Annotated in this window: 11 protein-coding genes and 1 rRNA gene; 6 read left to right on the top strand and 6 right to left on the bottom strand. The window is 27.2% G+C overall.

The annotated features are described in order from the left end of the window. The first annotated feature begins 8 nt into the window (after positions 1 to 8). Together rrf and OCV55_RS13830 are read left to right on the top strand one after the other, a co-directional pair. Positions 9 to 116 (top strand): 5S ribosomal RNA (gene rrf, locus OCV55_RS13835). A 36-nt stretch (positions 117 to 152) separates the two neighbouring features. Next, positions 153 to 1673: an LTA synthase family protein gene (locus OCV55_RS13830; RefSeq protein ID WP_267309956.1), complete on the top strand. Its 1521-nt coding sequence runs from the start codon at positions 153 to 155 to the stop codon at positions 1671 to 1673. A 32-nt stretch (positions 1674 to 1705) separates the two neighbouring features. Here OCV55_RS13830 and rfbB read toward each other — a convergent pair whose 3' ends face one another. The 6 genes from rfbB to OCV55_RS13800 form a co-directional block, all read right to left on the bottom strand. Beyond that, complete coding sequence (gene rfbB / locus OCV55_RS13825) at positions 1706 to 2740, bottom strand: dTDP-glucose 4,6-dehydratase (RefSeq protein WP_022001319.1); 1035 nt, start codon at positions 2738 to 2740, stop codon at positions 1706 to 1708. After that, complete coding sequence (gene rfbC, locus OCV55_RS13820; RefSeq protein ID WP_022001318.1) at positions 2741 to 3316, bottom strand: dTDP-4-dehydrorhamnose 3,5-epimerase; 576 nt, start codon at positions 3314 to 3316, stop codon at positions 2741 to 2743. It abuts the gene before it with no gap. A gap of 16 nt (positions 3317 to 3332) precedes the next feature. Continuing rightward, entirely contained in the window at positions 3333 to 4214 is an 882-nt protein-coding gene (gene rfbA, locus OCV55_RS13815) for a glucose-1-phosphate thymidylyltransferase RfbA (RefSeq protein WP_032089398.1), read from the bottom strand. Positions 4215 to 4332: 118 nt separating this feature from the next. Then, positions 4333 to 5496 (bottom strand): MerR family transcriptional regulator, encoded by a 1164-nt coding sequence (locus OCV55_RS13810; protein ID WP_147580911.1) that lies wholly within the window; start codon positions 5494 to 5496, stop codon positions 4333 to 4335. Positions 5497 to 5546: 50 nt separating this feature from the next. Next, on the bottom strand, positions 5547 to 5660 hold the full coding sequence (locus OCV55_RS13805) for a cyclic lactone autoinducer peptide (protein ID WP_081918857.1): 114 nt from the start codon (positions 5658 to 5660) through the stop codon (positions 5547 to 5549). After that, positions 5653 to 6165, bottom strand: coding sequence for an accessory gene regulator B family protein (locus tag OCV55_RS13800; protein WP_032089396.1), 513 nt, complete (start codon positions 6163 to 6165; stop codon positions 5653 to 5655). Before OCV55_RS13800 ends, OCV55_RS13805 begins: the two co-directional genes overlap by 8 nt. 198 nt (positions 6166 to 6363) lie before the next feature. Between OCV55_RS13800 and OCV55_RS13795 the strand changes: the two genes are divergently transcribed. Genes OCV55_RS13795 through OCV55_RS13780 form a run of 4 tightly spaced genes read left to right on the top strand, consistent with a single transcriptional unit; the run spans position 6364 to position 10158 of the window. Then, a complete protein-coding gene (locus OCV55_RS13795) occupies positions 6364 to 6699 on the top strand; it encodes a helix-turn-helix domain-containing protein (protein WP_172583748.1) in 336 nt (111 codons plus the stop codon). Beyond that, the gene (locus OCV55_RS13790) at positions 6699 to 7379 is read left to right on the top strand and encodes a LytR/AlgR family response regulator transcription factor (protein WP_032089395.1); all 681 of its coding nucleotides are present in this window, start codon (positions 6699 to 6701) and stop codon (positions 7377 to 7379) included. The genes OCV55_RS13795 and OCV55_RS13790 overlap by 1 nt, the downstream gene beginning before the upstream one ends. Next, positions 7376 to 8599 (top strand): hypothetical protein, encoded by a 1224-nt coding sequence (locus OCV55_RS13785; RefSeq protein WP_147580910.1) that lies wholly within the window; start codon positions 7376 to 7378, stop codon positions 8597 to 8599. The genes OCV55_RS13790 and OCV55_RS13785 overlap by 4 nt, the downstream gene beginning before the upstream one ends. Before the next feature lie 53 nt (positions 8600 to 8652). After that, positions 8653 to 10158, top strand: coding sequence for an LCP family protein (locus OCV55_RS13780; RefSeq protein WP_147580909.1), 1506 nt, complete (start codon positions 8653 to 8655; stop codon positions 10156 to 10158). Positions 10159 to 10376 lie beyond the last annotated feature (218 nt).

Below are 10376 nucleotides of genomic sequence, written 5' to 3'. Positions count from 1 at the left end.
AAGAAGAATCTGGTAATGATAGCATGATGGACACACCTGTACCCATTCCGAACACAGAAGTTAAGCATCATCGCGGCGAAGATAGTACATTGTGCGAAAATAGCTCGTTGCCAGTTCCTTCTTTTTTTATATATAAATGTGAGGTGATCCTGTTGAAGAAAAAAAATAAGATTTTACTTACAGTTTTTACAATAATTATTTTTATTAATATCCTTTTATTGAACTCGAATATTTGGATTTATAATAATTTTGGAAATGTAAAGTTTCAAGAAATATTATTCACTTTTTTATCACCTACGAGTGGAACAGATACATCAGTTATTTTTTCTTATATCATTAGAGTAATTGTTGTATCATTTGTTTTAAGTATTCTTTTTATTTTTGGTGTTTTATATCTACGTAGAAAATGTTCATCTAAAGCTTTCAAATATTTAAAGTGCATGGGCTCTCTATTGATTGTAATAACATTGATATTAAGTTTATTATATACAAATAACCGTTATAATGTTACTGCTTATTTCAATTATCAATCTCAAAAAACAACAATTTATAACAAAAAAAAGAAAGTACATAAAAAGAAAAATACTGAATATATAGGAGATAGTACAATTATCTATCAGAATCCCAAAGATGTTAAAATTAGTGGAGATAATACAAATAATCTTATTTATATTTATTTAGAATCATTTGAAAATACTTTTTTAGACACTGAAAATGGTGGTATCAAGAATGTTAACTGTTTACCTGAATTAACTGAATTAGCGAAACAAAATACTAATTTTTCTAATACTGACCAACTAGGTGGAGCATTACCTTTTACAGGTACAACTTGGACGATTGCATCCATGACATCACAATTTACAGGATTACCTTTAAAAGTTGAAGTTGCTAATGATATGGATCAACAAAATCGATTTATGCCAGGTGCTAAAACAATTGGAGATATTTTAAATGAAAACGGATATATACAAGAACTTATGATTGGTTCTCAAAAAGAATTTGCTGGGACAGATAAATTATTTTTACAGCATGGATTTGATAAAATATGTGATATTAATTCGTTAAAACAGGAATATTCATTTAAAAGTAATGAACTTAATCAATGGGGATTAGACGATTATAAATTATTCGAATTAGCTAAGAATGAGATTACGCAGCTTGCACAAACAGGTAAATTCAATTTTACGATGGCAACTATAGATTGTCATATGCCTAAGGGGTTTCTATGTAAATATTGCCCTGATACATATGAAAATAGATATGAAAATATATATGCATGTCAATCAAAACTTATTAATAGTTTTATTGATTGGTGTAAAAGTCAATCTTGGTATGAAAATACAACCATTGTTTTAGTTGGGGATCATCCAACAATGGCACAACAATATGTTAATGATGTTCCGTCAGATTACCAAAGAACGACATACAATTGTTTTATTAATTCTAAAGTGACGACTGATCAAATAAAAAATAGACAATTTACACATATGGATATGTATCCTACAACATTGGCTGCAATGGGATTCAATATAGAAGGGAATAAGTTAGCACTAGGTACGAATCTATTTTCTGAATTACCAACGATTATTGAAAAATATGGCCAAGATTATATTAATGAAGAAGTACAAAAAAGTAGTGAATATTTAGATAAAAATATATATCAGTTTAATTAAAAATGGATCTCATGACGAGATCCATTTGTTTTTTATTCTTCAACTCTTCCTTTATCTACATACATGTTTTGGAAATAGTTTTTATATTCACCAGAAATGATGTTTTCCCACCATTCTTTGTTATTTAAATACCAATCAATTGTTTGAGGAATACCTGTATCAAATGTATATTTTGGTTTCCATCCTAATTCAGTTTCTAATTTAGTTGGATCGATTGCATATCTCATATCATGACCTTTTCTATCAGAAACAAATTTGATTAATGATTCAGGTTTACCTAAAGCTTTTAAGATTGTTTTAACAACTTCTAAGTTAGTTCTTTCGTTATGTCCACCAACATTATAAACTTCTCCAACACGACCTTTTCTAATGATTAAGTCGATTGCAACACAGTGATCATAAACATGTAACCAATCACGTACGTTTTCCCCTGTACCGTATACTGGTAATTCTTCATCATTTAATGCTCTAGAAATAATTAATGGAATTAATTTTTCTGGGAAATGGTAAGGACCATAGTTATTTGAACATCTTGAAATAGTTACTGGTAATCCAAAAGTTCTATGATAAGCTAATACGAATAAATCTGCAGAAGCTTTTGATGAACTATATGGACTAGATGTGTGTAATGGTGTTTCTTCTGTAAAGAATAGATCAGGTCTATCTAATGGTAAATCACCATAAACTTCATCAGTAGATACTTGATGATATCTTTTAATACCAAATTCATTACATGCATCTAATAAAGTAGTTGTTCCCATAACATTTGTTTTAACAAAGATTTCAGGATCTTCAATACTTCTATCTACATGTGATTCAGCTGCAAAGTTAACAACAACATCAAATTTTTCTTTTTTGAATAAATCAAAGATAAATTCTCTATCAGCGATATCACCTTTAACGAATTTATAATTTGGTTTACCTTCAACTGGTTTACAAGTTTCTAAGTTACCTGCATAAGTTAATTTATCTAAGTTAACGATCATATCTTCTGGATATTTATTAACCATATAATGTACAAAGTTTCCACCAATGAAACCTGCACCACCTGTTACTAAAATTTTCATTTATTTATCTCCTTCGTATACAAATTGATTATTTGAATTTTCTAAAGTTGGTCCTGTTTGATCTTTTTCACTTAAAACAGGTTCAATACCATTTAATAATGATCCCCAATCAACATTAGCTGTTGGATCATCATAACGCATACCACCTTCAGATTCTTTATTATACACATTATCTACTTTATATCTAAATTCAACATCATCTGTTAAAGTTAAGAATCCATGGGCAAATCCTTGTGGAATAAAGAATTGGCGATGATTTTCAGCGCTTAATTCAACAGAAACCCATTCACCAAATGTTGGACTTCCTTTTCTAATATCTACTGCAACATCAATAACTTTTCCTTTAGTACAAGATACTAATTTAGATTGTGCATAAGGTGGGTTTTGCCAATGTAAACCACGTAAAGTTCCTTTTTGTGCACTAAAAGACATATTGTCTTGTACAAAATCAACAGTAATACCTAATTTTTCATATTTAGGTTTTGAATAAGTTTCTGTAAAGTATCCACGGTGATCTCCAAAAACATCTGTTTCTACAATTAAAACACCTGGAATTTTTGTTTCAATAACTTTCATCTTTTTTACTTCCTTTTTATTGATCTATAAATTTTCCATCCATTACATCTTTTAAATACTTACCATATTGATTCTTTTTATAAAGTTCATATGCTGTATTTAATTCATCTTTAGAAATCCATCCGTTGTTATAAGCAATTTCTTCAAGGCAAGCGATTTTTCTGTTTTGATGAGTTTCAACAGTTTTCACAAAGTTAGTTGCATCTACTAAACTTTCATGAGTTCCTGTATCTAACCATGTAAATCCTTGACCTAATAATTCAACATCTAAATTACCTTTTTCAAGATAGATTTTATTTAAGTCAGTGATTTCTAATTCACCACGTGCAGATGGTTTGATTTGTTTTGCGTATTCTACAACATGTTTATCATAGAAATATAAACCAGTGACAGCATAATTTGATTTAGGTTGAGCTGGTTTTTCTTCTAATGAAATAGCTTTTCCATTTTCATCAAATTCAACAACACCAAATCTTTCAGGATCATCAACATAATATCCAAAAACAGTAGCACCATCTTCTTTATTTGCGGCTCTTCTTAAACGTTTTGATAAACCATGACCATGGAAGATATTATCTCCTAAAATCATGGCACAGGCTTCACCATCAATAAATTCTTCACCTAAAATAAAGGCTTGAGCTAATCCATCAGGAGATGGTTGCACTTTATATTGAAGTGAAATACCAAATTGATGTCCATCACCTAATAATTCTTTAAAACGAGGAGTATCATCAGGTGTAGAAATAATTAAAATATCTTTAATTCCTGCATCCATTAAAATACTCAAAGGATAATAAATCATTGGTTTGTCATAAATTGGCAATAATTGTTTACTTGTTACTTGTGTTAGAGGATAAAGTCTTGTTCCAGATCCTCCTGCTAATACGATACCTTTCATAGAAGTACCTCCTTTTGTTTACTCCTAAACAATAAACCATGACGTTACGTAAGTGTCAATACAAAATATAAAATTTCTTCATTTTATCAATAAAAAAAGTGTCACACTTAAAGTATGACTACTTTCTACAAATAAATAAACCACAATCTTTAGTAATTTTAATTCCATTATTTTCATCAATGATTTTTTCAAGGTGAGCTTGAAATTCTTTTAAACGATATCCTAAATATTCTTTTTGATTGCCATGACAACTCATTATATAGTTCATTAACGCTTTAGCGTCATCAACTATTAAATAATCATCATACCTCTTTAATTCAATTTGTTTAAAATAAGGGCTTAAAAGAGTTTCTCCATTTTCTAATCCAAAATGTTCTACAAGGTTATTATTAGATAGTTGAATACGTGAATCAAAATTATGAACAATTTCAGTAATTTCCTTCATATGATTTTTACCATAAGTTGTACAATAGAATATTCCATAATCCTTAAGAACACGAGATATTTCCAAAAGACCAAGATTCAAATCTTGCAGATAAAAGAGAACATGATTTGCAATCACCGTATCAAAGAAATGATTTTTAAAAGGAATATTTTGAGCATCTAAAACAATATAGTTATAATCATTACCAAGTTTTTTTCTGGTATCTTCTAACATTCCTTCGCTAATATCTGATAAGAAAATCTCTCTATTTCTTAGATTATAGGTATTATTTTCCCATAGTTTTCCATTTCCACAACCAATTTCTAAAAGTTGATAAACATGAGAAAAGTCTATTTGATGATAGAGCCATTCAAACCAACTTTCCTTATTAATAGAAAAATGATCATGAAGATAAATACGTGTAGATAAGTTTTGACTATTGAAATATTGTTGAATAATGTTTTCATCATTATTTGTGAGATTAATGAGTTCAATAATCTTTTCCCAAGAAATTTGATCATGTTCTAAAATTTTTTCAGTGCTTTTAATGGTTGCTTTTAAATTATTAAGATGATTCATTTTTTGGTTAATCAAAGAAGTTTGTAGTTTTAAAGATTCTTTAAAACTATCTTTATCATTATCTATAATAAGAGGATAGATTTCTTCTAGTGAAAATCCAAGTTCTTTTAAAGCAAGAATCTTTTGAAGAGTAATTAAATCTTTATTACAATATTGACGATATCCATTGTCTAGAATATGCGATGGTTTTAAAAGCCCTATTTTATCATAATATCGAATTGTCCTTAATGTGACACCTGCCATTTTCGCAAATTGTCCTGTTGTATAATATTTTTCCATAGAAATATTATAAAATAGAAAATAAAAAGATGATAGTTTTTATCATCTTTTTATTTGTTTTTTAATGCTTGGGGTTTCTTTGGCTCATATAAGATCCACCATGAAGGAGGTACATCTAAAACTGCTGCAAAACCAACTAATAAATCAAATAATCCTTTAAACATGATTTTCACCTCTTTTCAATAAAATTAAAATAGTGTTAATAAATAAAGAAATCAAGTAAATAACAAGTAAAGATGAATCAATAAAAGAGCATAAGTATAAAATCAATATTTCTATGCAATGAAGTCTTTTGTTTTTTTCAAAAGATAAAGTGTAATTGGCTACTATTAAACTCAAACATATCAATCTTAAAAAAGGAATATTTGTAACATATTTAATAAAATATGAGGCAAAGAGAATGATCATGTTTGAAAAGACAAGACATTGTAGAAATGATGAACAATGAAAACTTTTATAGGATAATCTTAATGGTATAAAAAAGAAAATGAATAAAACGAATTCGTAAGTTGTATGAAAAATGAATGATAAAATAATTGCTACAAAAAGGGTAGAAAGGTTGCATAACAATCCTTCCATTCCATAAATTGCAAGTTCAATTTGATCTAAATCATTTTCATATTCTCTAGGAATTATTTTCATTGTTAGATACTTAGCAAGATGGTTCATATATAATACTTCCTTTCTTGATTTCAATTTTATTTTATAGAAAAAAATAAAATTTGATACTATTAGGGAAAATTAAAGAAATAGTGGGAAAATTAACTAGAATGTTATTGATTAAAAAGTATATAATACTATTTGAAATAGTAGAATATCGCAATTCTTTATTTATCAAACGAGAATCTTTTTATGGAGGACAAAATAATGTTAGGAGAGAGATTACAATATTTAAGATTAGAAAAAGGAATGACACAAAAGGAATTATCAAAAGTATTTAAGGTATCATTGAAAACAATACAGTTTTATGAACAAAATAGAACCATCCCAGATATATATTTAGTTGCTGAAATGGCTAAATTTTTTAATGTTTCATGTGATTATATTTTAGGAGTTGTCAATACACCTATTCCATTAGATGAAAGAGAAGCAGAAGCTAAAGACCATATTTATATGCCAAAAGAGTTTATGAAAAACAAAGAAACAAGAAGAACATATAAAACAATTGTGGAGTATGTAAAAATGGTTCAAGAGATGAAATAATGTATAAAGTAGCAATTTTAGATGATGAAAAAAACTTTTTAGAAGAAATACATAATTGCTTACAAGAGTATGAAATGTTTGAAGTATCATATTTTCAAGAAGCAAAGTTGTTGATTGATGAAATTGATTATTTTGATGTTGTTTATATAGACTATGAGATGGAAAATATGACAGCATTTGAGTTTTTTAAAGAAACTCAAATGAGTAAATACATTAGAATCATCATTACTAAATATGATCATATTGTTTATAAAAGCATAGATTATGATATTTTTGATTTTATTAGAAAAAAGAAATTAAAAGAAGATATTCACAATAAGATGAATAGATTACTTAAAAAATTAGAATCAGATCACGATCGAATTATTGTAGAAAGTGGTAATCGAATTGTTGCGATATATTATGATGATATACAATATATACATACAGATAAAAATTATATTGTAATTCATGGAAGAGAGGAGTATAAAATACGTTCTACTTTCAAAGATTTTATTAAGAAGATAAAGAAAAATGATTTTATTACAATTTCTTATGGAATCCTTGTAAATATGAGATATGTTCAATACATTAATCTAAAAGAAATGATGGTGGTTTTAGAAAATGAAATACAACTACCTTTAAGTTATAAATATAAAAATTCTGTAAAAGAAGCTTATCAGGAATATAAAATACGATGAAATTATTTTTAGATATTATTTATGTTTTGATAGAAAATTTAATTTATGTGATGTATCTTGATTTATTCTTTAAAAATAGAGAAGAGGTAAAGTATAATAAAATATTCTTTATAGTATTTATGAGTTTTTTATCTTTAATGATGAATAAATATTTTGCTATAAGTTATGGAGGCATTATCTTATTGATTATAAGCTTAATATATATTCATCTTTTTTATGATGGTGACATTTATAATAAGATAATTAAACTTATTTTTGTGAATGTTAATATGTTGCTTATTAATGGATTGTGTATGTTTTTATTAAATCAACAATCACTATATTATATTGTTTATGCTTATGATGGATATTTAGGATATTTGATTACTTTTATTTCTAAGGGAATATGGTTGATAGAATATTTTTATTTAAAAAAGTATTTGAAGGAAGAGTTTCAATTAAATAAACATATTTGGTTTTTTGTTATGATAACACTTGTAGCTATTATTTTTTTAGATCTTTATACTTTTAATGAATATCTGATGAATCAAATGCGTTTATCATCGATTATTTGTTTGTATGTAGTTTCATTAATGATGATTGTATTGATTTATATATTATGTTTAGAAATGACGCAGTACTATCAACGTTTAATGAATCGAAAAATTCATGAACAAGCATTACAGTATGAAGAAACACTTGTGGAAATTGCTAATCAAAAAAGTAAAAAATATAACAAAATTATTCATGATTATAAAAAGCTTGTTAAAGATTTAAAAGAAAATCAGGAAATTGAACTTCAAGATATATCATTAGAAATACCGACAGAGGTTATTCACACAAACAACATTGTGTTAAATTATGTTTTTAATCGGTATACAGAAATCATGAAGGAACATCAGATTGATTTTTATGGAACTTATTCTGATCAAATTTATCAAGGTGTTTCTTCTTATGACTTAGCCACTATTTTAAAATTTTTATTGGATCATGCGATTGTTCTTAGTCAAAAAACAACACATAAAGCAATTCATTATACGATAGAAAGTCAAAGATATTATACAATTATTAAGATAAGATGCTTGATTGAAAATGGGATTGTCGTTGATCATCATTTTAAGAAGAATGAATATTTGATAGAAGAAATATGTAGAAAATATAATGGGAAAAAATTGTCAAAAATAGAAGATAATCAGTATATATTTGGATGTTATCTAGAAAATAGTGGCGATTTGCTATAAAATGTCGATTGTGCTATGATAAACGAGAATTAACCAACATATGGAGGATGATTATGAAACAAAATAAATTTATGCGATTTATGACATCCAGAGCACTTATTTTGACATTACAAGTTGTCGCATCTGGTGTCCTTTTATATTTTGTGTATTTAACAAAATTATTACCTGTTAAATACTTTGCTATTTTAGCTGCTGTTTTGGCAGCATTGGTTTTATTGTTTTGGATTATTATTCAAACAGGAAAGAAAAAAATTGTTGAAGGGAAAACAAGTAAAAGAACTATTATTTCTAAAGTGTTGAGTTTAATTGTTTCAATTGTTTTAGTAATTGGAAGTACTTTTGCTGCAAGAGGAAATACTTTCTTAAATAATGTACAAACAACAACTCAAAAATACGCTATCAATGTCATTGTTTTAAAAAATAGTGATTATGGAACAGCATCACTTGATGGTTTAAAAGGTGTTAATTTTGGTAGATCATATGAAAAAGAAAAAGCTACATTAAATAAAGCTTTAGCACAAATGGAAGAAACGATTGATACACAAAAGTATACGACATATGATACATATTCTCAATTAGCAGATGCTCTTTATAATAAAGAAGTAGATGCAATTGTTGTTGGAACACAATATAAATCAATGTTAGAGTTAAATCATGAAGGCTTTGATGAAGAAACAAGAATTGTAAAAACATATGAATTTGATAAAAAAGCAAAATCAGTAACAACAGCAGTAACAGATGTAACTGAAAAGCCATTTAATGTATATGTAACTGGAATCGATACATATGGTTCTGTATCAACAGTATCAAGAAGTGATGTTAACTTAATTGTTACTGTTAATCCAAAAACTAAACAAATCTTAATGACAAGTATTCCACGTGATTGTGAAATTGAACTTCATAAAAATGGTAAAATGGATAAATTGACACATACTGGTATCTATGGTGTTGAAGAGACTATTTCTACGATTGAAGACTTTTTAGATTTAGATGTTAACTATTATGCAAGAACAAACTTTAGTGGTATTACAAATATTATTGACGCATTAGGCGGAGTAACTGTTGATTCTGATTATGAATTTACAACAAGACATGGTAACTATCATATTGTAAAAGGTGAAAATGAATTAGATGGTGATAAAGGGCTATGTTTTGTAAGAGAAAGATATAATTTACCAAGTGGAGATTATGATCGAGGACGTAACCAACAAAAATTATTAAAAGCAATGTTGAATAAGGCAATGTCACCAAAGATTATTACTAATTTTCAAAGGATCTTAACAGCAATCGAAGGATGCTTTGAAACAAACATGTCTTCTGACGAAATTAAATCATTAATTAATATGCAACTAGATGATAATGCTGAATGGGATGTTTTCAATGTACAACTTGATGGAAAAGGGTATATGACAGATCAAACTTATTCAATGCATGGTACATCAATCTATGTTATGAAACCTTACGCATCATATGTTAAAAAGATTACTAAACTTATTGATTGTGTTGAAAACGGTGATAAGATAACTGAAAATGATGTAAAAGATTTAGGTGGAGAATAGTAGAAAATTTAGAATGGGTCTTATGGATCCATTCTTTTTTTTGAAAAAAATTAAAAAAATTATAAATAGTTATTGACTTTATTAAAAATTAATTGTATTATATATGAGTCGGCAGGAAACAAACTTGCTGATGAGGACATTGAAAACTGAACAGGAAAGAATAAAACACAACGTCAATTAAGTTTAAGAAATAAAAAAGAGCTAAACAGACCAAAGTT

This window comes from [Clostridium] ammoniilyticum (assembly GCF_025566905.1).
Taxonomy (GTDB): domain Bacteria; phylum Bacillota_I; class Bacilli_A; order Erysipelotrichales; family Coprobacillaceae; genus Faecalibacillus; species Faecalibacillus intestinalis.
Note: the sequence above shows the minus strand (reverse complement) of the source record. Positions and strands in the feature narration are given on the sequence as shown.